Annotated in this window: 15 protein-coding genes; 5 read left to right on the plus strand and 10 right to left on the minus strand. The window is 61.2% G+C overall.

All coding sequences use genetic code 11. The features are described from left to right. Nucleotides 1–114: 114 nt before the first annotated feature. Nucleotides 115–333: a DUF2970 domain-containing protein gene (locus PFEN_RS17035; RefSeq protein ID WP_191487990.1), complete on the plus strand. Its 219-nt coding sequence runs from the start codon at nucleotides 115–117 to the stop codon at nucleotides 331–333. 68 nt (nucleotides 334–401) lie between these two features. Here the strand turns inward: PFEN_RS17035 and PFEN_RS17040 are convergent, their stop codons facing one another. After that, a complete protein-coding gene (locus PFEN_RS17040; RefSeq protein ID WP_191487991.1) occupies nucleotides 402–3,416 on the minus strand; it encodes a S8 family peptidase in 3,015 nt (1,004 codons plus the stop codon). 129 nt (nucleotides 3,417–3,545) lie between these two features. Continuing rightward, entirely contained in the window at nucleotides 3,546–4,619 is a 1,074-nt protein-coding gene (locus PFEN_RS17045; protein ID WP_191487992.1) for an ABC transporter substrate-binding protein, read from the minus strand. A 696-nt stretch (nucleotides 4,620–5,315) separates the two neighbouring features. Here PFEN_RS17045 and PFEN_RS17050 point away from each other — a divergent pair. Both PFEN_RS17050 and PFEN_RS17055 read left to right on the plus strand, forming a co-directional pair. Next, nucleotides 5,316–6,974: a nitrite/sulfite reductase gene (locus PFEN_RS17050; RefSeq protein WP_191487993.1), complete on the plus strand. Its 1,659-nt coding sequence runs from the start codon at nucleotides 5,316–5,318 to the stop codon at nucleotides 6,972–6,974. Then, nucleotides 6,958–7,452, plus strand: a complete 495-nt coding sequence (locus PFEN_RS17055; RefSeq protein ID WP_191487994.1) for a DUF934 domain-containing protein — start codon at nucleotides 6,958–6,960, stop codon at nucleotides 7,450–7,452. Before PFEN_RS17050 ends, PFEN_RS17055 begins: the two co-directional genes overlap by 17 nt. Nucleotides 7,453–7,491: 39 nt before the next feature. Here PFEN_RS17055 and PFEN_RS17060 read toward each other — a convergent pair whose 3' ends face one another. Together PFEN_RS17060 and sohB are read right to left on the minus strand one after the other, a co-directional pair. Then, nucleotides 7,492–12,348, minus strand: a complete 4,857-nt coding sequence (locus tag PFEN_RS17060) for an NEL-type E3 ubiquitin ligase domain-containing protein (RefSeq protein ID WP_191487995.1) — start codon at nucleotides 12,346–12,348, stop codon at nucleotides 7,492–7,494. Between the two features lie 126 nt (nucleotides 12,349–12,474). Then, nucleotides 12,475–13,497, minus strand: a complete 1,023-nt coding sequence (sohB, locus tag PFEN_RS17065) for a protease SohB (protein ID WP_191487996.1) — start codon at nucleotides 13,495–13,497, stop codon at nucleotides 12,475–12,477. Between the two features lie 208 nt (nucleotides 13,498–13,705). Between sohB and PFEN_RS17070 the strand changes: the two genes are divergently transcribed. Together PFEN_RS17070 and PFEN_RS17075 are read left to right on the plus strand one after the other, a co-directional pair. Continuing rightward, nucleotides 13,706–14,416 carry a histidine phosphatase family protein gene (locus PFEN_RS17070; protein ID WP_191487997.1) on the plus strand — a complete coding sequence of 237 codons (711 nt, stop codon included), beginning with the start codon at nucleotides 13,706–13,708 and terminating at the stop codon, nucleotides 14,414–14,416. A gap of 57 nt (nucleotides 14,417–14,473) precedes the next feature. Beyond that, complete coding sequence (locus PFEN_RS17075) at nucleotides 14,474–14,788, plus strand: SCP2 sterol-binding domain-containing protein (protein WP_191487998.1); 315 nt, start codon at nucleotides 14,474–14,476, stop codon at nucleotides 14,786–14,788. A gap of 82 nt (nucleotides 14,789–14,870) precedes the next feature. Here PFEN_RS17075 and PFEN_RS17080 read toward each other — a convergent pair whose 3' ends face one another. From PFEN_RS17080 to PFEN_RS17105, 6 genes are read right to left on the minus strand one after another with little or no spacing between them, the layout of a single operon-like run. Further along, nucleotides 14,871–16,406 (minus strand): ABC transporter substrate-binding protein, encoded by a 1,536-nt coding sequence (locus tag PFEN_RS17080; protein WP_191487999.1) that lies wholly within the window; start codon nucleotides 16,404–16,406, stop codon nucleotides 14,871–14,873. After that, nucleotides 16,403–17,416 carry an ABC transporter ATP-binding protein gene (locus tag PFEN_RS17085; RefSeq protein ID WP_191488000.1) on the minus strand — a complete coding sequence of 338 codons (1,014 nt, stop codon included), beginning with the start codon at nucleotides 17,414–17,416 and terminating at the stop codon, nucleotides 16,403–16,405. Before PFEN_RS17085 ends, PFEN_RS17080 begins: the two co-directional genes overlap by 4 nt. After that, nucleotides 17,413–18,399, minus strand: a complete 987-nt coding sequence (locus PFEN_RS17090; RefSeq protein WP_191488001.1) for an ABC transporter ATP-binding protein — start codon at nucleotides 18,397–18,399, stop codon at nucleotides 17,413–17,415. The genes PFEN_RS17085 and PFEN_RS17090 overlap by 4 nt, the downstream gene beginning before the upstream one ends. After that, complete coding sequence (locus PFEN_RS17095; RefSeq protein ID WP_191488002.1) at nucleotides 18,396–19,253, minus strand: ABC transporter permease; 858 nt, start codon at nucleotides 19,251–19,253, stop codon at nucleotides 18,396–18,398. The genes PFEN_RS17090 and PFEN_RS17095 overlap by 4 nt, the downstream gene beginning before the upstream one ends. Further along, nucleotides 19,250–20,197: an ABC transporter permease gene (locus PFEN_RS17100; protein WP_191488003.1), complete on the minus strand. Its 948-nt coding sequence runs from the start codon at nucleotides 20,195–20,197 to the stop codon at nucleotides 19,250–19,252. Before PFEN_RS17100 ends, PFEN_RS17095 begins: the two co-directional genes overlap by 4 nt. Continuing rightward, nucleotides 20,194–21,087 carry a proline iminopeptidase-family hydrolase gene (locus PFEN_RS17105; protein ID WP_191488004.1) on the minus strand — a complete coding sequence of 298 codons (894 nt, stop codon included), beginning with the start codon at nucleotides 21,085–21,087 and terminating at the stop codon, nucleotides 20,194–20,196. Before PFEN_RS17105 ends, PFEN_RS17100 begins: the two co-directional genes overlap by 4 nt. Between the last annotated feature and the right edge of the window lie 166 nt (nucleotides 21,088–21,253).

Here is a 21,253-nt window from a genome sequence, read left to right on the forward strand (position 1 = left end):
CCCCTTCAGGCGATGACCGTCAAAAATGACGCTGTCACCTGAAAGGGCCCGCCGCGGTCGCATATCTCCCATATTGTCTATGCTCTCTACACACAGACCTGCGTGGAGGGCTTTATGGACGACCCGATCGACAACAAACCCCCAACTTTCTGGCAGATGCTGCACAGCGTGATGGCGGCTGCCTTCGGCGTGCAAAGCGGGAGAAACCGCGCCCGCGATTTCACCCACGGCAAACCGAGCCACTTTGTCATCCTGGGTATCCTCTTCACCGCCGTGTTCGCGTTGGTGCTGTTCGGCATCGTGAAGCTGGTACTGCACTTTGCCGGCGTCTGATGACGGACGGGAAAGCCGCCGGGCCAATGCCCACTCTTGAGCATTGGCCCGGCGGGTCGTTGCCAGCACTAAGGCGAGCAACTGCCGACCTGCCGCCAGGGCTTGGCGCTGCCGCTCAGGACAAAGTTCTTGTCCGGCTGATTACCCTGCGTCCAGTGGGCGACTTCATAGTTATACCCGTCATAGGAGACCCGTACCCCCGGGGTTGCATAGGCGGTGCTCGCGCTCCACGGCGTGGCGCACGCTTCTGCCGGCGGATTGGCGGCTGATCGCGGCTCAACCCTGATCGCCCTGGAATAGACCACTTGACTGGTGCCGCGTCCGGAAACGATCACCGACACAGTGGCCTGCAGCGGCTGGTCGACCTGCGGGGCGGTGAGCGTGATCCTGTCGCTGGATGTCAGCGTCCCGACGAAACCTCCCGGTTTACTCCAATTGAAGGTCGGCGCAGCGCCATCGGGCAGTGTTGCCTTGACCACGAATTCCCTCGACTCGCCCGAGCCCATGGTAATCGTTGCCGGTCCCTCGATATCGCCGCTGGGCAAATCCGCGACAATCGACAGTGGCTCGCGCAAGGTCAGCGACTTGCCCTGTGCATTGGAGACCAGCACCTCGATCGTGACCGCCTTGCTCACGTCGGTACCGGGCACGAAACCGGAAGCCATGGCGCTGTTGCCCGGATTGGCGAACCCCTCGGGCAGCGTCCACTGGTAGGTCAAGGCGCCACCGGCGGGATCACGGGCCTCATCGACCTTGAACAGGTAATGGCCATTGCCGACCACCGAAGCCGGTGCTTTCAACACGCCCGTTGGCGAAGGACCGCCGCCCGAACCGCCCGCCTTGAGCGTGACCATCTGCGAAAAGAATATCCCGGGCTGGGCGCTTGCGACCTGCGTGAGCGTTCTCAGCTCACCCTCCGTCCCCAACAACTGCACCCTGACCTGCTCATCCCGGGTCACCTCAGGTGCTGTGATCGTCAGCGTATAGGGCTCCCTGGCCGATACATTGCCGACCCTCGTGCCCGAGAACAGCCCCGGTGCCTTCCAGTAGAAATAGTGCTCGTCGGTCCCCCCTTCCAGACGAGGTGGCGAATTGATTTTTGCGCTGAACGACACCGTCTGCCCCGACTCAATAACCTCGGGCACCTTCCACTCACCACTATGCCACCAGACCAGCCTCGGGATATCGAGCGTCCTGGACCAGTGATCGGAGTTGCCGAGACGATCAGTGGCAACGAGTTTGATCGTCGGGTTGTGATTCGCCTTGCTCCATCCCACTCCCAGCAGCAATTCACCTGTCGACGGGTCAACCCGAGGCGACTCCAGGGGATCCTGATCAAGACCGTCCCAGTGGTAGGTGACATCCGCCATTCCGGTTGGCGCGACGATGGGACGATAGCCCCAGCTACGGCCGTGGAACGGCGCGCCCGATCCCAGCACCCGCTTGATATGAAACGGTTCTGGCGGTTCGGGAGGGAAGCCCTGGCTGTAATCGGCCAGCATCTTGTCGACCGCGGCCTTTACGTCGGGTTGACGGCCAATGTTTTTCCCGGGCGCCTGATCGGGAAAAGCATGGCCTGTTTCAACCAGCAAGCGCCGCATGACTTTGGGCGGCACCGGCCCCAGGCCCTTGGCAAAGGCGATGCTCTGAATCTGTGCGACCGCCCCGGCGACAATGTAGGCGGAAAACCGATAATTGAGCGCATCTTCCCGATCATAGCGCGAGTAGGTGTTGTGCCCCGCGCCGGCCTGATAACTGGGATAAGTGATGTGCGTACCCCAGGTCGACAGATCGACCCGGGCACCGTAGTTGGCCGCCAGGGAGTTTCCCGTGCGAGGCTCGATACTGCTGACGTAGATAGCGCCATCATCATTGCGATCGCGATCAAACAGGCCATTGAAATCGGCATGATCCAGATTCAGCGGTGTCGCTGGATCCTGGCCGAAAGCAATGCCGCCAGAAGTATTGACGACAACGTGAACACCCATTTCCTCGGTCAGGATTTCAACCCGTCGCTGAGTGCTCTCGTAACCCACGGAAGGCAGTTGGCAGGTTCGAGTCGATTGATCGCTCGGCCGGGCCTTGGGACAAGTATCCCCGGGGTAAGGGACAAAATCGCCATAACCGCTGGTGGTACTGCTGAATGTCGGATCAAGTACCACAACATCCCCGGGCTGCAACCCGACGTTATAGATCTCGTTGTAAATGGACGCGAAAGTCGCCGGCACCGCGGTCAATTGGGCTTGCGGCACAATACCGACAATGCCGGCGCCGTTGTCCTTGCCCGTAATGATCCCGGCCGCCGCATTGGCATAATTGCCCACGGTGTAATAAGTGGAACAACTCAACCGCTGTGGACCGCTGATGGGTGAAAAAGGCAGGGACGGCAGGTTTTCATGGCTGCGGTCCCAGTAATTGTCGCTGGCGATCACCACGCGGGCCCGCTCGCCGTTGCCGCCCGGCAGGTTGCTCGCGGCCTCGGAGTTGATCCCGCCGATCCGGTAGCCCGCCGCTGGAGCAGGTCCCTGCCGATAGGACGGCTGCGTGGCATCGGCCGCCGCCGACCTGCGTGCCGAGGACAGCAACTGGCCGGAATCCTTCTCGGACTCGGCCGCGGCCGCGGCCATTTCGGCGGAGATGACCAATGGATTGCTCAGGAGCGCCTGCATCAGTGCGTCGCGCTGTTCGGCCGGGGTATCCCTGACATCGATAGAGAACTCACGGTTGATGCCATACAGGGCTTCGAGCGTATTCTCTCTGTCACTCTTTCGCGCACGCTGATCCAGAGACGACGCGATCTGCGGGACTGTTTGCGCCAGCGCATCGAGGTTTCCCTTGACCTGGCTATCAGTCACGGACTGTTGTTGTATCAGGGCAATATCTTTTGCAAGACGAAACATGATGAATGAGTCTTGATCGGCGGCCCGGGCAAACGTCGGCCCGCCCCCGGCAATAACCATCCACAGACACAGAAGAGGAACGCTGACTCTCTCCCTCCGGTACGACAAGTTGATTGAACTGGACATGTCAGTATCCTTTGGCAGATAACCGCTATCGAGTGGATCTACTCCTCCTGTACTCAAGAATGACTACGAGATACTGCCGACCAAAAGCATCCCGGATTTGGTAATACCGATTCATTGCGCCACTCAAATCAGAGCGTATTCATATACCGGGCGCAACATCGTAGTTACCACCAGCATAGAATAATTTCAGGGCAGCAGCGTTTTCAGGGAAAAGGGGTAACGGTAGGTGTCCGGCTTGCCCCGAGCACTCAGGGCCTTGAAATCGACGTGGTAATTTTCGCCGGCACTGAGCTGCAACAGTTTCCTGGCTTGGGCCTTGTCGATCAACTCAAGCGCCGGGAGCAGCCGCTCGCGACCACCGTAGCGGGTAAAGTCGATCCCGTCGGCATGGTCACGTAGCAACACCATCGCCCAGCCGCCCAGGGCGAAATGCCCAGCTACCAGCACGCTCAAGCGGCCGTCAATGCGCGCCCGGAGAACCTCCGGGGAGCTGTTGACGGCACTGAACAGAACATCCTGCCCGGGCCGGCGGCCGGCCTTTTCGAAGGCGGCCATGGCGCCCAGGGCCATTTCATCGTTGGCGGCCCAGACCAGTGAGGTCTGCGGGTAGCGCCGAATCATTTGCTCGGCCTGATCAAAGGCGCGCTGGCGACTCCACTCGCCGTGGACCAACTGTCGCAGGTGAACCTGCGGAGACTCCGCCAAGGCCCGACGCATGCCTTGCTCGCGCAGTTGTGAGGCCGGGGTGAGTATCACCCCGGCAAACGCCAACAGGTCGATGGGCTGGCCAGGCGCCTGCAACGAGCGTTGCCGGATCAGCTCCTTGAGCATCAGATAACCGCCCTGCTCGTCGTTCTGCACCATGCTACCCAGCAGTTCCGGCATGTTGCCGAGCCGCTCGCTCTGCTCCGCCGTCAGCCGGTTGTTGACAATAAACAGTTTCACCCCTCGACCCTCGGCCATCCGCAGGATTTGCGGGGCCACGGATTGTTCATTGACGAACACCAGGTAATCGGGCCGATGCGCGCCCTGCAGGACCTCATATGCCTGGGCAAGACTGGTTTGCGGATTGCGCTCGCCATAGCGCACCTCCAGCTGCATGCCGAGGTCGCGGGCGGCCGCCTGCATGAAGTGGGCATAACTGACCCAGAACGGCTCAGTGGAATAACCAGGATTGAGAAAAACCACCGTCGTGGCCTGGGCCGTCGCCCAGAACGGCAGGCTCAGGATCAGCAGCACCTTGCAGAGAGTCTTCAGCATGCCAACGCGCCCCGAAAAATAGCGGCGTATGATACAAGCAAAATGCCTGCCTTTCTCGGCAAGTTGTCGAAATTGTCTGGCAACTTTCGCCATGGCAACGCTACAGGCTCTACCTCTGCGGAATGTAGGAGTGGCCGGTCGACGCTCGATTGCTCCTGGCGGCGTTCCGACGATGGACGTCAACGATAACGCGGACACCCGGATAAGCGCAGTGCCCTTGCGTTCATCACGAGCAATCAAGCGTCGACCGGCCACTCCTACAGTTACGGCAGATTGTGCATCAGAGTGACGGCAGAGGCCGCCGCCTTACTTGTGACTGACCCAGAACACCGCTGTGGCCACCACCAGGATGATCAGGAACAAGATCGCCCAGGCATCGACCGTGCTGTCGCTTTTCCTTGCTTTGACCGGATTGCTCATCGCATCGCCTCTTGTCGGTTTTATCGGTGATTGCTTCAAGACTCGCAGATAGTTAAGTAGAGATTTGCCCATACCACAAATGTGGAAATGGATTATCGGCGCAGCTTAGGCGTTTTGGTTCTGTGCATATACTCAAACATCACTTTTACGCATAACTGCAAACTGCTATCGTGCGCCGGCTCCGTCAGGAGTGCGCGGCCGTGCGCGCAGAATTGTTGAGATACGCCGGGTGCCTGGGCGCCCGGGGTATTTATGAAGCCTGAGAACAGGATCTATATGTACGTATACGACGAGTACGATCAGCGGATCATCGAGGACCGCGTCAAGCAGTTCCGTGATCAGACCCGACGCTACCTGGCTGGTGAGCTGAGCGAAGAAGAGTTCCGCCCGCTGCGCTTGCAAAATGGCCTGTATGTCCAGCGTTTTGCCCCGATGCTGCGGGTGGCCGTACCTTATGGCCAGTTGACTTCGCGCCAGGCGCGAATGCTGGCGCGGATCGCCCGCGACTACGACAAGGGCTACGCCCACGTCAGCACCCGACAGAACGTGCAGTTCAACTGGCCGGCGCTGGAGGATGTGCCCGAGATCCTGGCTGAGCTGGCGACCGTGCAGATGCACGCAATCCAGACCAGCGGCAACTGCCTGCGCAACGTCACCACCGACCAGTTCGCAGGCGTGGCCGCCGACGAGTTGATCGACCCACGCCCCTGGTGCGAAATCGTCCGTCAGTGGACCACCTTCCACCCGGAATTCGCCTACCTGCCGCGCAAATTCAAGATCGCCATCAACGGCTCGAGCTCCGACCGCGCGGCCATCGAAGTCCACGACATTGGCCTGGAGCCTGTGCATAACGCCGCTGGCGAACTGGGCTTCCGGGTCCTCGTGGGCGGCGGCTTGGGCCGTACCCCGGTGGTCGGGGCCTTTATCAACGAATTCCTGCCGTGGCAGGACCTGTTGAGCTATCTCGACGCCATCCTGCGGGTCTACAACCGCTATGGCCGTCGCGACAACAAGTACAAGGCGCGAATCAAGATCCTGGTCAAGGCCTTGACCCCGGAAGTCTTCGCCGAGAAAGTCGACGCGGAAATGGTTCATCTGCGCGCCGGCCAGACCACCCTCACCGAGGCCGAAGTCCATCGCGTGGCCAAGCACTTCGTCGATCCGGACTACAAAGTCCTGGGCAATCAGGTCGCCGAACTGGCGGAACTGGACCAGCAGCACCCAGGCTTCGCGCGCTGGCGCAGCCGTAACACCCTGGCGCACAAAAAGGCCGGCTATGTGGCCGTCACCTTGTCCCTCAAGCCTACCGGCGTAGCGCCGGGCGACGTGACCGACAAGCAGTTCGACGCCATCGCCGACCTCGCCGATCGCTACAGCTTCGGCCAACTGCGCACCTCCCACGAGCAGAACATCATTCTCGCCGATGTCGAGCAGAGCCAACTGTTCAGCCTCTGGGGCGAACTGCGCGAGCATGGCTTCGCCACGCCGAACATCGGCCTGCTGACCGACATCATCTGCTGCCCGGGTGGCGATTTCTGCTCCCTGGCCAACGCCAAGTCGATCCCAATCGCCGAGTCCATCCAGCGCCGCTTCGACGACCTGGACTATCTGTTCGATATCGGTGAGCTGGACCTGAACATTTCCGGCTGCATGAACGCCTGCGGCCACCACCATGTCGGCCATATCGGCATTCTCGGGGTGGACAAGAAAGGCGAAGAGTTCTACCAGGTCTCGCTCGGCGGCAGTGCCAGCCGTGACGCCAGCCTGGGCAAGATCCTCGGCCCGTCCTTCGCCCAGGACGCCATGCCCGACGTGATCGAGAAGCTGATCGACGTCTATGTGGAAAAACGTACCGAAGACGAACGCTTCATCGACACTTACCAGCGTATCGGTATCGACCCCTTCAAGGAGCGCGTCTATGCAGCGAATCATTAAGAACAACGCCGTCATCGACGAGACCTGGCATCTGCTGCCCAAGGACGCGAGCTTCGACGGCATTTCCAACTGCGACGACCTGATCGTGCCGCTGGCCCTGTGGCGTGAGCATGGCCATGCCCTCAAGGCCCGCGACGGCGGGCTGGGAGTCTGGTTGGACGCCGATGAAGAAGCCGAGGAAATCGGCGATGATGTGCGGCACTTCCAGGTTATTGCCCTGAACTTCCCGGCCTTCACTGACGGCCGCAGCTACTCCAACGCCCGTTTGTTGCGCGACCGCTATGGCTACAAGGGCGAGCTGCGGGCGATTGGCGATGTGCTGCGCGATCAGCTGTTCTACATGCACCGCTGCGGTTTCGACGCCTACGCCTTGCGCGCGGACAAGGACCCTTACGAAGCGCTGGAAAGCCTCAAGGACTTCTCGGTGACCTACCAGGGCGCCACCGACGAGCCGCTACCGCTGTTCCGTCGCCGCTAAGCCCTTCGGCCCGGGCTCATCAAGTGCCCGGGCCGCTCGTCAGGACTCCAGTTCCTCCTCCGGAGTGCTGTCCAGGACCTTCCGGGTCAACGCCTCAAGCTCCCTGGCCTGCTCCTCTCGCCAGGCTTTGAGCTGATCGCCCATCTGCGCCTCCAGCTCGATATCGATGAACTCATGCCAATCGGCACCACGGCGGTTGCTGCGCCGGGCATCCAGCTCCATCATGACGGCCTGATACTTCGTATCGATCCCGCTGAAGCGCGAGGGATATCTGTCTTTCAGATAACCGGCCCAAAACTCGCGACTGACCAGCGCCCGCGGATATGCCGCCGTTTTTTCCCGCGCTATCACCTTCGCGCAGGCCGCCTCCAGATCCTGCGGCGTCACCCGGGCCAACTCGCTGAACGTCATGTGCCTGGGTTGTCCCGGTAGCTGGAGTCGTTCGGTCAGGCCGATGCGATAGGCCAACCTGACCTCCACCGGATCGACCCGCGGCGCGTCGGGCAGCTTCAGTCGCCTTGCGATATCCTCACGGGCACAGGCCTCGACTTCATCGAGACGCCAAAGCCCCCGGGTCAGCTTCAGCAGATCCCGCTCGGTGGTGGCCTCGGTGCCCGCCGCCATGGCCCTGACTTGATGGACCAGGACCTTGACCTCCATATCGCTGAAGATCAACTCCGCGCCATCGGAGCACGTCTGCGGGTGGGAAGCCGAAACAAACAGATCTTCGCGTAGATCCTTGTATTGGCTGACGGCGTCCAGCACCTGCCAGACCCGCAAGCTCAAGTCCTGTCGCGCCTCACGGTACTCGGCCGTGACACTCAGATCCGCCAGCAACTTGAAAAAATCCTCGCAACCTTGTTGCTGAGATAAAAGCTTCCATTGCTGTTCTTTCTGCGCCCTTTGCTCGACGGACAGGGACTCGACCCAGTGATCGCACTCCTGGAGCGCCTGAGTTCGGCGCGGAGCGTGAATGCGCCTTCTGTTCGGCGTGTCTATGCCGAAGTTGATACCGCTCTCCTGCTCGTAGCGCTGCAACCGTCGCGCGCCCTCGACCGAAAGCGCCGGATTGTCGTGAAGGTGCGTGACTCTATTGATGCTTTGTGGCGCGGTGTAGACCGACTCGGGAATCGTCGCAATCTGATTGTTGCGCAGGTCCACGCGCTGCAGGTTATGCAGTCCCGAGAGTCCCGCGGGCCAGGACTCAATGTGGGTATCGCGCAACAGCAGATGTTCCAGCCCGCTCATCCCGCTGACGTCTGGCGGCAACAACAGCGGGTTATCCGACAAATTCAGAAACTTGAGCTTCGTCAGCCGGGCCAGCACGGCGGATGACTGGGCGTTCAGCACGATCTGGTTCCCCGGCAGGTGCAGATGGACCAGTTCGGACATCTGCGCCAGCTCCCTGGGCAGGCTGCTCAGATGGTTGAAACCCAGCGATAGCCAGCGAAGTTGGGTGAAGTGGGCCAGGAAAGACACTTCCGTGCTGGCCAGGGCCATGTCGTTCATGAACAGAAACCCCACATGGCTGAAATCGGCATTGATCGGTGGCAGGTCACCGACGCGCATGCCCAGCAGATCCAGTTCGTAGAAATACTTTCCGCCGAGCAGGTTGCGGCTGGATTGTCTTCTCCAGCAGGCCAGGATCGCGTCCACCACCCGCTGTTTGTTGTCGAGCGCCGATGGCGCCACTTGCAAGGTTCCACGTACACGTCGCCAGGTCTGCCGTTGTACCCAGTTATCCAGCGTTGCGGACAGGGTTTCATATTCATCGCGCAAGCGTTCGAGCTCAGCCAGGCTGGCCGATTCGGAACGATTGAGCGAAGCGAGAAAAGTGCTCGCCTCCTCCGGGGTGAATCCCGGATACAGTCCATGCACCCGGCGGGTCAGTCGCTCGGAATAGCCAATATCCCTGGCCACATCGCTCAGCGGATAGCCCATCCGCCCCGAGGCCAGACGCATCGGTGGCCGGAAACGCTGGTTGAGTGGCGCCAGACCCAGCGTGAGCTGGGCGGCATGGGGGGCTTGGGTGATCTGGCCGATGATCTGCTCTTTCAACCAGGTACCTGGTTCTGTGTCATTGAATCCGAGGGCATTGCGCGTTGACTCTGGCAACGCATGAACCATCGCGTCAAAAATATTATCCGCGCCATCCAGCAACGTCCCTGAGCGATCGAATGTCTTGTAGCGGTGGCCGTCCTTGAGAATGACTCGAAGCGTGGATGCGTCTGGATCACCGACCGTGTTGATCGCCTCGCTGATAAATCGGTGCTCACGCAGTTCAATGCGCAGGTCCTTGGCCGGCCAACCCGGCAATCGCCCAAGCGTATGCAGTGCCAGGCGATCCCCTTGGGCGCTCTCGGCGGCCGATAGATACCAGCTTTCGCACACACGGTTGAGCTTCACTTGCTTGAGGTACCAGCGGATTTCTTCCGAGAAACGTAGCGGAACCTGCTCACTCAAGAGTTCGAGCTCGGTACTGCTGCCATGGGCGATCAACTCCCGCGCGACACTGCTCGGCAATCCGGGGAATACCTTGAGAATGCGTTTTGCCCGGGGGTCGTCTGTCTTTTCGCTGGCCGCATACAAGGTTTCGAACAGCCATTGTCTTCGCTGTCCGGCCGATTGCCTGAGACGTTGATTCAATAGCCGAACGCGCTCGCCGTTATCCGCAAGGTTCGCTCCCAGCAGTTCAGTGCGCTCCGACTCGCTCAACATATTCAGCGTCGATTTGAGCAGCTCGCCCTTCTTGAGTTGCGCCTCGAGGATCTGCAGCGCTGAAAACTGCCCGGAACTACGTTGACCGTACTCCTCCATCACCTCGCCCAAGGCATTGACCACCTGGATGCTCCGGCTTTGCGGCCAGCCGGGCAACGTCGTCAACAACCGCAGGCGCAAATCGCCCTGCTCCAGCGTTTGTGACCCGGCGTCGGCCACCTCGCGGATAAAATCGTCGATGGTCTGGTCGATCCTGAAACGTTTGAGCGTATCGAGCAGCAGCGCCGGGGGTGGCTGATTATCCACCAAGGCCTGACGCAAGGCGCCCTCCTGTCCGGCACAGAGCTGGTGGAGCTGGCGTCGCACGCGGGCGCCAAGCCCTGCCGCGGGCTGGCCCAGACGCCGCCACAGCTGCTCCACGGGCCACTGCGCCGCTCGCTCGTAGGTCGTTTGCCAGGTACCGACGCCATTGTGCCGAAGCGGCACGGCGTGGAACGCCCCGCCACCAGGATGTTCGATCTGCCACTGCAAGCGGGCCTTGTCGTACCTCACCGCGTAGAGCTTTCCCGCCATCGGTAGATAAAGCTTGTCCTCGAACGGGTAAAGCCCAATTTCATCAGGCTGAAGCTCGTTTGGCAGGGTGACTGCGCGCTCATAGGGGAGCAGATCGACCTTCCACAATCGGCGCAGGCCTCCAAGGGCCTCGACAGGTATCAACTCATCGACTGAAGCAGGAGTTTTCAGCGCCTTGGACAGCCCCTCGCCGCCCTTTACCAGCCCGGCCCCGGCCGCCAACAAGGCGACGCTTTCAGCCACATCCATCAGGTAACCGAGGGCCTCGCGTTTCTCTCCGAGTTGCCAGGCCTGCAACCCGTCGTAGGTTTCCACTACCAATGTCACCACCGCCGCCGCCATCACGATCTCGCCGATCACCGGCACGAACGACAAGGCCAATGCCAGCACATTCAGCCCGGCTTCGCGGTAGGCGTCCAGACGCGCCTGACGCACCCGGGCGTCGACATCGGCCGTGGGCACTGCCAGTTGCCGGGCATGCGCCTTGATCCGAGCGTGGCGTTGCTGCTGGAAGCTCTCGAACAGATCGCCCTTGACGGGTGCTTCGCTTAACGGGATGTATTGGAAAATCGCCGGTACGGGCGGCCACTTTCGATCCTGGGAAAGCAAACTCGCATTCAGTTTGCGAAAGAACCGCAGCCGGTGTTCCTCGGGGACGAAACGGCTGAAGAATTCCTGGTAGGACGGATCCCGCAGTTTCAGGGTCAAATCATGTTCGAAGAAGACAAAGCGGCTGTAGCGCTTCAACGGGCTGCGCGGATCATCTGGAATGTAGGCAATACAGGGTAACGCCGAGCCCTCCTCGAGTTTCGCCCCGATGAGCAATCCACCGCTCAACTCGATATCGAACATCTTCATCCGGCTGCAATGGACGAGTTCTCCAGCGAGCTTCAAGCCCGTTTCGCCCTTGAGCAATGCCATCAGCAGATCATAGACCGCCAGGGCAATCTGCCCCTTCATGTAGGCGATATCGGCGGTCACCGCCAGCGCCTGTTTGTCATAATCGGCAAAGAGCGCTTTTACCGACGAAGCTCGGTTGCCAGGCGACTGACTGGAGGGATTGAAAACGCTGTCGACATGCGCCTGGTACAAACGCCCCAGATCCAGTGTTCGACAGAGCCGGGCAAAGTCTTCCGGGGTAAGGGATGCCTGGGAGCCAGGAGCGCGTCCGGGAAACTGGACCGTGGCCTTGCCTTCCAGCGCCCCCGGCTCGGCCTCGCTGGCTTCGAAGTTCTGCAGCGCCGCCTCCAGCAACGTTTGGCTCTGAATGAAGGTGTAGAGCTTGTCCTCGAAGATACTGGACAGGTAAGTCGCATCAATCCTGGCAAACCGGGCACGTTGCCAGTCCTGCTCGCCATCGTTGTGTTTTTCCAGTGCCAGGAGCAAACGTGGCAGACAGAACACATCGATCTTCTGGAGCTGCGCCATGACCCGCCGGACTTCATGTCGCGATGTTTCCAGGGCCAGCAGATGCTCACGAAACAGCAGGCGCATTTCTGGGGCGGCCCGGTAGAGCCAATGGGGAATCTTCTGCTTGATCGTATCGAAATGAATGCCCGCCTCGACAGAGGCGGGACTTTGCTCAATGACTGGTGTTGCTTGCATGGCAATCAACCTGGATATCCATTAGAGATTCCAGCTTATTGAGCGCTTGCCAGGGAGAGGGCGTACTTATTGAGGGCAGGATGGTTTCCATGCGTGGCCAGCAACAGAAACCATCAGGGTCACGACTTACCAGAAGCGTTGCTGGGTCAGGCGACTCCACCAACTGAGCAACACCCGGTCCAGCGAGCTGCTGGCAGCCAGTCCGACCCGCTCCTGCAGGCTTTTGCGTTCGGCATAATGCAGGAGGAACAACTCGGCCTGCTTGGCGCGCTCGGCAAGATATTCATCGCTGGTCTTCAGTTCATCGACCAACTGTTTGTCCAGGGCGGCGACCCCCAACCAGATTTCACCAGTGGCCACGTCATCAATTGCCAGCTGCGGGCGATACTGCGAGACAAAGTTCTTGAACAGGTGGTGGGTGATATCCAGGTCCTGCTGAAACTTCTCACGGCCTTTTTCCGTGTTTTCGCCGAATACGGTCAAGGTCCGCTTGTATTCGCCGGCGGTCAGCACTTCGAAGTCGATATCGTGCTTCTTCAGCAACTTGTTGACATTGGGCAACTGCGCCACCACACCGATGGAGCCGAGAATGGCAAAGGGCGCGCTGATGATCTTGTCGCCGATGCAGGCCATCATGTAGCCGCCACTGGCCGCGACCTTGTCGATGCACACGGTCAGCGGCACGCCGGCCTGACGGATACGCGCCAGTTGCGACGAAGCCAGGCCATAGCTGTGGACCATGCCGCCACCGCTTTCCAGGCGCAGCACCACTTCGTCCTTGGGCGTGGCCAGGCTGAGCAGAGCGGTAATCTCATGGCGCAGGCTTTCAGTGGCCGAAGCCTTGATATCGCCATCGAAATCCAGCACGAACACCCGCGCTTTGCTCTCTGGCTGCTTCTTGTGTTTTTTCTCGCTCTTGACCTGTTGCTTGCGCAAGGCCTTGAGCTGGTCCTTGTCGAGCAGGCTCTGCTCCAGGCGCTCGCGCAGGCCCTTGTAGAAATCGTTGAGCTTGCTGACCTGCAACTGCCCCGGCGACTTGCGCCGAGCTTTGCTGCGCAGTGCGGCGGCGGTCACCAGGACCACAATAATGGCAACGACGAGGGTAACGGTTTTAGCCAGAAAACTTGCGTACTCGGCGACAAACTCCACGGTGACTCCTTACAAAACCAGGCGGCCCCCGGCTGTGGGGACTCACTACCAATCAAGCATACCGTCGGTGCGGCCCTGCGACCAGTTGTGGCACCGTCTGAATTGTGTCTCTAACAAACATTTCAAACGAGCGTATGTTTTTTTATTGACAGGCTTCCGGCATCCCCATAACCTCGCCAGACCTTCAACGCAGCGGGACGACGCGGACGTGGGCAGCATTTATCTGATTCGACATGGCCAGGCCTCTTTCGGTGCGGACGACTACGACGTCCTCTCGCCGATCGGTATTCGCCAGGCCGAAGTCCTGGGCCAGCACCTGGCCGACCTGGGCCTGAACTTCGACCGCTGCCTGGCCGGCGACCTGCGGCGCCAGCAGCATACTGCCCGCACCGCCCTGCAGCAGTGCAGCGCCGCTGGCCTGTCGGTTCCTGAATTGGAGACCGATACGGCCTTCAACGAGTTCGATGCCGACGCGGTGATCCGCGCGCTGTTACCCGGCTTGCTACCGGAGGAACCCGAAGCCCTGCACATCCTGCGCAACGCCGCGCAGAACCGTACCGAGTTCCAGCGTCTGTTCGCCCTGATCATCGAGCGCTGGCTACGCGGCAACCACGACACCCCGGAGCTGGAAAGCTGGCTGGGCTTCGTCGCCCGGGTCGAGAGCGGGTTGTTGCGGATTCTCGAACAAGCGGACAACAGCCAGAAAATCGCCGTATTCACCTCCGGCGGGACCATCACCGCCCTGCTCCACCTGATCACCCGGATTCCGGCCAGGGAAGCCTTCGAGCTGAACTGGCAGATCGTCAACACCTCGCTCAATCAACTCAAGTTTCGCGGTCGCGAGGTGGCCCTGGCATCCTTCAACAGTCAAACGCACCTGCAACTGATGAAGGCACCGGAGCTCATCACCTTCCGTTGAGAACCGGTCAACCGTGACCCTTGGGGTCGCTGTAATCACCCATAAAAGGATCGAACCATGACTTCCGTAGCCGATGCCGTACAAGCAATGAAAGCCAAATTCAACCCAGCCGCTGCTACCGGCCTGGATCTGGTGTTTGGTTTCCGTATCGACGACACCAAGAACTTCTCCCTGATCATCAAGAACAGCACCTGCGAGCTGGCGGAAGGCGAGAACCCGGATGCACAAGTGACCCTGGTGATGGACAGCGAAACCCTGGATGGCATCGTCAGCGGCGAGACCGACGGCATGCAGGCGTTCATGGGCGGCAAGCTGCGCGTCGAAGGCGACATGATGCTGTCGATGAAGCTCAGCGAGCTGTTCCCGGGCTGAGACCCGCGCCGGTTGATCTGACGCACATGCAAAAAGCCAGGGATTTCCCTGGCTTTTGCATTTCTACAGACCCGATCGCCGGTCAGTTCTTGGCAACCTTGTCATCCTTCTTCACCGTCTCTTCCAGTGAGAAACGGCCCAGCGGGTTCTGCTGGAAGTGCTCGATATTCTTGCGCGAGATATTGATGTATGGGCTGTAGTACAAGTCGATCCAGTTGACATCGGCCTTGGCCATCTTCTGCAGGTCGATGTACATCTGCTTGCGCTTGGCCGGATCGCTTTCAATCCGGGCGGCCGCCACCAACGCCTTGACCTTCTCATTCCGGTAGCCGGTCATGTAGTTGTTGTTGGTATCGTGGCCCAGGACAAAGGTGGTTTTCTGGTCAGCGTCGAGAATGTCGTTGGTCCAGTACATCACCGACAGGTCATAGGCGCCGTCGATCAGCATCTGCCAGCTCTGGGTCGGATCGACCTTCTGCAGGTTGGCGGTGACCCCGACTTTCGCCAGTTGCTGCTGGACCATCACGGCGATCTGCTCGTCCGCTTCGTTGCCGGCGTTGACCACATAGTTCAGCTTCAGGTTCGAAACCCCGGCTTCGGCCAACAGCTTCTTGGCTTTTTCCGGATCGTAAGGGCGCTGCAGGTTGTCCGCGTAGTGGTATTGGCCACCCTTGGGAATGTAGGAATAGGCGACAACGCCCTTGCCGAAGGTCACGGTGTCCACCAGCGACTTCTTGTCGATGGCATAATCCAGGGCCTGGCGCACTTGCGGCTTGGCCAACTCGCCATGGGCATGGTTGATCAGCAGGTGGTCTTCGCGGGTCGAGGGGTCCAGATGGACCACCAGGTTCGCGTCTTTTTGCAGCGCGTCGACCCGCGAGAACGGAACGAAAATCGCCGTGTCCAACTCGCCGGCCTGGACTTTGAGCATCCGGGTATTGTCATCCGGAATGGAGATCCACTCCACGCCGTCCAGGCTGACGTTGCCGGCCTGCCAGAAGTCCGGATTCTTCTCCAGGACCACGCGATCGCCGCGAATCCACTCCTTGACGGTAAAGGCCCCCGATACCACTGGTTTCTCGGCGTAGGCATCCTCACCCATTTTCTCGATAGCCTTTTCCGACAGCACCGAGGCGGTCGGCGAAGCCAACTGCGAAACGAATGGTACCGACGGCGTCTTCAGGGTGACCACCAGGGTTTGCGGATCCTTGGCCTCGGCCTTGTCGATCAGCTTATAGGAGTCGCTCCACAACGACGCCTTGTTGTCACGGATGCGCAACAGGCTGAAGGCGGCATCGCTGGCGGTGATCGGCGAACCGTCGGAGAACTTCGCCGCACGCAGCTTGAAGGTGTAGGTCAGGCCGTCGGGCGAGGTCGTCCAGCTTTGCGCCAGCCCCGGCTCCAGTTGGGTGCCGGCTTTGTCGACGCGCACCAGGGTGTCGTAGACGTTGGCGAACACCCAGGTATCGCGGTTCTGTGCACTCTTGATCGGGTCGAAGGTGGTGCTGTCTTCCCGGCAACCGATGGTCAGCACGCCCGCGGCCTGTGCCACGCCTGCCGCCAACGAGCAAACGGCCAGGGTGGCCGCGCTCAACAGTTTAAAATGCCTGGATCTCATGCGTATAACTCCCTGTTAATCGATGGTGGGTTTAGGGTTTGCGACAGCGGTTCTTCGAGCACACAGCTGTAACGCTGGTGTTCGAGATAGCGGGTCGGCGGTGCCGTTTCGGCACAGCCTGGCCGGGCGAGACGGCAGCGCGGGTGAAAGGCGCAGCCGCTCGGGGCGTTCAATGGGCTCGGCGGTTCGCCGGGCAAGGGGTCGGTCGGCAGCCGGCGATCGGGATCGATATCGGGAATCGAGTTGATCAGCGCTGCCGTATAGGGATGACGCGGCGCGCTGAAGACCGCCTCGACGCTGCCTTCCTCGACGATCTGCCCCAGGTACATCACCGCCACGCGATCACACAGGCGCCGGACAATGGCCAGGTCGTGGGCGATAAACAGGATCGACAGGTTCAGGCGCTGGCGCAACTCCAGCAACAGGTTGATGATTTGCCCCTGGATCGACACGTCCAACGCCGCCACGCACTCGTCGGCGACAATCAACCGGGGCTCCACCGCCAGGGCCCGGGCGATGCCCACGCGCTGGCATTGTCCGCCGCTGAGGCTGCCCGGCTTGCGCCCGGCCAGTTCCGGTCGCAACCCGACCAGCGTCAGCAGTTCCTCGACCCGGGCCGGAATCTCCCGCTCGGCCACCTTGCGTTGCACCCGCAGGACTTCGGCGATGGTTTCACCGATGCTCAGGCGCGGATTGAGCGCGGCATAGGGATCCTGGAAGATCATCGCGGTTTCGCGGCGCAGGCATTCAAGGCGGACGCCCGCGCCTTGAGTGACATCCACGCCGTCGAACAGCACCTGGCCGGCGGCGATATCATTGAGCCGCAGGATGGCCCGGCCAAAGCTGCTTTTACCGCTGCCCGACTCCCCGACCAGTCCCAGGGTTTCCCCCGCGGCCAGGCTCAGGGAGACGCCGTTGACCGCCTTGACCCATTGTCGGTTCATGCCCAGCAAACCGCTGCCCTGGGCGGCAAAACGCACCTGCAGGTCCTTGACTTCAAGCAGGCTCATGGCTGACCTCCGAGCGCCAACGGGTAGTGACAGGCCACGCGCTGTCCGTGCTCGACAGCCTGCAAGTCAGGCATGACCTCACGGCAACCCGGCCCCAGGTACTCGCAGCGCGGATTGAAACGACAGCCCGTCGGCAAGGCACTGAGCAACGGCGGCTGTCCGCCGATGGTGCGCAACGGTTCCAGGCCCGCGCCGCCGGCCGGCTGACACGCCACCAGCCCGGCGCTGTACGGATGACGTGGCCGGGCCAGGAGATCGCGCTTGCGCCCGTGCTCGCACAAGCGGCCGGCATACATCACGGCGATCGAGTCGCAGGTCTGGGCAACGACCCCCAGGTCATGGGTGATCAGGATCAGTGACAGCCCGCGCCGATCCCGCAGCTCCAGCAGCAGGCGCAGGATCTGTGCCTGCACCGTCACGTCGAGAGCGGTGGTCGGTTCGTCGGCGATCAGTACCCTGGGCTCACAGCCGAGGGCCACGGCGATCATCGCCCGTTGGCGCATGCCGCCGGAAAATTCGTGGGCAAAGTGGTCGACGCGCTGCTGCGGATCGGGAATCCCCACCTGCCGCAGGACTTCGATGGCCTGGGCTCGCGCTTCACGACGCGTGCACTGCTGATGCTGGCGAATACCTTCGCCGATCTGCTCGCCGATACGCATCAACGGATCGAGGTGGCTGCTGGGGTTCTGGAACACCATGCCAATCTGTCGCCCACGCATCGCGCGCATGTCGGCTTCACCCAGCGCCAGCAGGTTTTGCCCGGCCAGATGCACGGCCGTGCCCTCGATGCTGAGCGCGTTGGACGGCAACAGCCGCATCAATGCCCGACAGGCCAGGGTCTTGCCCGAACCGCTTTCGCCGACCAGCCCGAGGATTTCGCCTTGCGCCAGATCGAAGGACAAGCGATCCACCAGCGTCAGCGGGGTCGGGCCATTATGGGCCAGCACACTCAGCTCCCGGACTTGCAGTACCGGCGAACTCATGTGCGCTCCCCCATGGCTTCGGCGACGCCATCGGCCAACAGGCTGAAGCCCATGGCCAAGGTCACGATGGCGATGCCCGGGAAGGTGCAGATCCACCAGGCACTGGTAATCAGGCTTTGCCCTTCGGCCACCATGGTGCCCCACTCCGCCGTCGGCGGCTGTACGCCCAGCCCCAGGTAACTCACCGCCGCGCCGTTGAGCAGCACCAACACCGCATCGGACATGGAAAACACCACCGAGCCGAACAACGCGTTGGGCAGCAGGTGCCGGAACAGAATGCGTCCATGGCCAAAACCGAGGCTCTTCGCCGCCAGGGCGAAATCGCTTTCCTTGAGCACCAGGATCTGCGCGCGAATCAGCCGCGCATAGGACACCCAGCCGACCAGGGCCATGGCGATATAGAAGCTGCTCAGGCCGGGACCGAGAATCGCCATGATCGCCAGCATCAGCACCAGGAACGGAAAGGCCAGCACGATGTCGATCAAGCGCATGCAGACCGTGTCGAAGCGCCCGCCGATATAACCGGACAAGGCGCCGACCACGGTGCCGATCAGGAACGGGAAAATCACCCCCAGCACCGACAGTTGCAGATCGACCCGGGCGCCCCAGATCACCCGCGACAGCACGTCCCGGCCAAAATGATCGGTACCGAACGGATGGGCCGCGCTGGGCGCCAGCAAGCGTACATCGATATTTTGCAGAATCGGATCGTAGGGCGCGATCCACGGCGCGAACAGCGCCAGCAACAGCCAGCCGCCGAGAATCGCCAGCCCGAGAGACATCGCCAGCCGACCGTTTTGCAGCCGCAGGCTCAAGACATTGCCCCGTGCCACCATTACTTGGGCACGGCTCATCGGACATTCACCCGTGGATCGATCGCCACCGTGGCCACATCGGCGAGGAAATTCACCGCCACCGTCGCCAGCGCCAGCACCATCGCCACGCCCTGCACCACCATGTAATCGCGACCGAAGATGCCGCGTACCAGCAACTGGCCGATTCCCGGAATTGCAAACAGACTTTCGATCACCACCGTGCTGCTGATCAACCAGCCGATATTCACTGCCAGCAGATTGACCGTGGGCACCAGGGAATTGGGCAGCACATGCCGACGCAGGATCGCCGTCTCCGACAAGCCCCGCGCCCGGGCGGCGGTGACGTGATCGGCCTGCAACTCCACCAGCATGCTCGCCCGCAGGTTGCGGATCAGCACCGAGGACAGGGCCAGGGCAATGGTCAGGCACGGCAGCGCCAGGTGATGCAGCTTGTCCAGCCAGGTGTGGCCGTAGCCGGTGACCGGAAACCAGCCCAACTGCACACTGAACACCAGGATCAGCATGATTCCCAGCCAGAATGCCGGCACCCCCAGGCCACTGGTGGTGAAGACCCGCACCAGGTTATCGACCCAGCCGCCCTTGTGGCGGGCGGCCAGGGTCGCCAGGGGGATCGCGATCAGCAGCGCCAGCAGGACGCTGCCCAGGACCAGGCTCAGCGTCGGCTCGATGCGGGTGGCGATCAGTTTCAGCGTATCGACCCGGTACTGGATCGATTGTCCGAGATCGCCCCGCAGCAGGTTTTTCAGGAAATAGAAATACTGCATCGGCAATGGCTGGTCGAGACCGAACTGCGCACGGACATTGGCCAGGGCCTGCGGCGTGCTCCGCGAGCCCAGCAGCGCCCGTGCCGGATCGCCGGGAATCGAGCGGATCAGGATGAACGTCACCAGGCTGATACCGAACAACACCGGCAGCAATTGCAGCGGCCTGCTCAGGATAAACCGGTAGCGCCGCAGATTCATGCCGCCCCCCGATGGCGCCGCAGGAAGTCGAGCAGGACCGGGAAGTAAGCCTCGGGCTCTTCGTAGAATGGCATATGGCTGCTGTTGGGAAACACATGCAGCTCGACATCCTTGAGCGCGCGCTTCATCCGATAGGCGCAGGCCGGGGTCAGTCCGTCGTGCTGGCCGGTCGTGATCAGGACCGGCATCTCGAAGGCCGCCATCTGCTCGATGCGGTTCCAGTCCTTGAGGTTGCCGACATAGAGGAACTCGTTGGGGCCCTGCATGGCCTCGTATGGCCCCATGTTCCAGTCGTCCAGCGAACGCTTGAGCGGTGCCGGCCATTCATCGAGACGGCACACATGCCGATAATTGAGCAAGGTGATCGCCGCCTGGTACTGCGGATGGTCGAGGGTGCCCTGGGCTTCATGGCGCTGCATCATCGCCACGGTCTCGCTGCCCAGTGCCGCGCGCAGACGCTCCAGCTCCTGGGTCAGGTGCGGGATATCCCCGACGGTGTTTTCCAGTATCAGGGTCTTGAGCTGCCGCGGATGATGGATCGCATACTCGATGGCCAGCCAGCCGCCCCAGGAGTGGCCGAGCATATGCACGCGCCCCAGTTCCAGCGCCTGGCGTACGTGCTCCACTTCGGCGACGTAGCGGGTGATGTCCCACAGCGCCGGATCGGTCGGTCGGTCGGAAGCGCCGGTACCCAACTGGTCGAATGCCACCACTCGCAGGCCTTTGTCCTTCAGCCAGGCGTGGGCGTCGCGCAGGTAGTCACACGGCAGCCCGGGGCCGCCATTGAGGCACAACAGCACTTCCTCGCCGCCGCCGAAACTGTAGACCGCTATACTGTGCCCGTTGACCTCGAGGGTATAACGTTGATCCGGTTCCAGCTCATACCACATCGCCACTCTCCCTGTTGCAGGCGTTTGTAGCCTGTCGGCTTCACCCTAGCGGGGAATTTTCGCGCCCATAAGCTAGCATTTCTTATAGGTTTGGCCTGGCTCTCCCTCGCCCAGGCGTGGCATTCTACTTGCTTGATTTCAGGATTGAAATTTATTCAGGACAGGA

Origin of the sequence: Pseudomonas sp. FEN (assembly GCF_904067045.1) — a bacterium.
Classification (GTDB): domain Bacteria; phylum Pseudomonadota; class Gammaproteobacteria; order Pseudomonadales; family Pseudomonadaceae; genus Aquipseudomonas.

What these genes read in the sequence shown, in the direction of transcription:
- PFEN_RS17105 (WP_191488004.1), bottom strand. Translation starts at nt 21,087, where the DNA reads ATGTGGTATGAGCTGGAACCGGATCAACGTTATACCCTCGAGGTCAAC.
- PFEN_RS17085 (WP_191488000.1), bottom strand. Translation starts at nt 17,416, where the DNA reads ATGAGCCTGCTTGAAGTCAAGGACCTGCAGGTGCGTTTTGCCGCCCAG.
- PFEN_RS17080 (WP_191487999.1), bottom strand. Translation starts at nt 16,406, where the DNA reads ATGAGATCCAGGCATTTTAAACTGTTGAGCGCGGCCACCCTGGCCGTT.
- PFEN_RS17100 (WP_191488003.1), bottom strand. Translation starts at nt 20,197, where the DNA reads ATGAATCTGCGGCGCTACCGGTTTATCCTGAGCAGGCCGCTGCAATTG.
- PFEN_RS17075 (WP_191487998.1), top strand. Translation starts at nt 14,474, where the DNA reads ATGACTTCCGTAGCCGATGCCGTACAAGCAATGAAAGCCAAATTCAAC.
- PFEN_RS17035 (WP_191487990.1), top strand. Translation starts at nt 115, where the DNA reads ATGGACGACCCGATCGACAACAAACCCCCAACTTTCTGGCAGATGCTG.
- PFEN_RS17095 (WP_191488002.1), bottom strand. Translation starts at nt 19,253, where the DNA reads ATGAGCCGTGCCCAAGTAATGGTGGCACGGGGCAATGTCTTGAGCCTG.
- PFEN_RS17045 (WP_191487992.1), bottom strand. Translation starts at nt 4,619, where the DNA reads ATGCTGAAGACTCTCTGCAAGGTGCTGCTGATCCTGAGCCTGCCGTTC.
- PFEN_RS17090 (WP_191488001.1), bottom strand. Translation starts at nt 18,399, where the DNA reads ATGAGTTCGCCGGTACTGCAAGTCCGGGAGCTGAGTGTGCTGGCCCAT.
- PFEN_RS17060 (WP_191487995.1), bottom strand. Translation starts at nt 12,348, where the DNA reads ATGCAAGCAACACCAGTCATTGAGCAAAGTCCCGCCTCTGTCGAGGCG.
- PFEN_RS17055 (WP_191487994.1), top strand. Translation starts at nt 6,958, where the DNA reads ATGCAGCGAATCATTAAGAACAACGCCGTCATCGACGAGACCTGGCAT.
- PFEN_RS17050 (WP_191487993.1), top strand. Translation starts at nt 5,316, where the DNA reads ATGTACGTATACGACGAGTACGATCAGCGGATCATCGAGGACCGCGTC.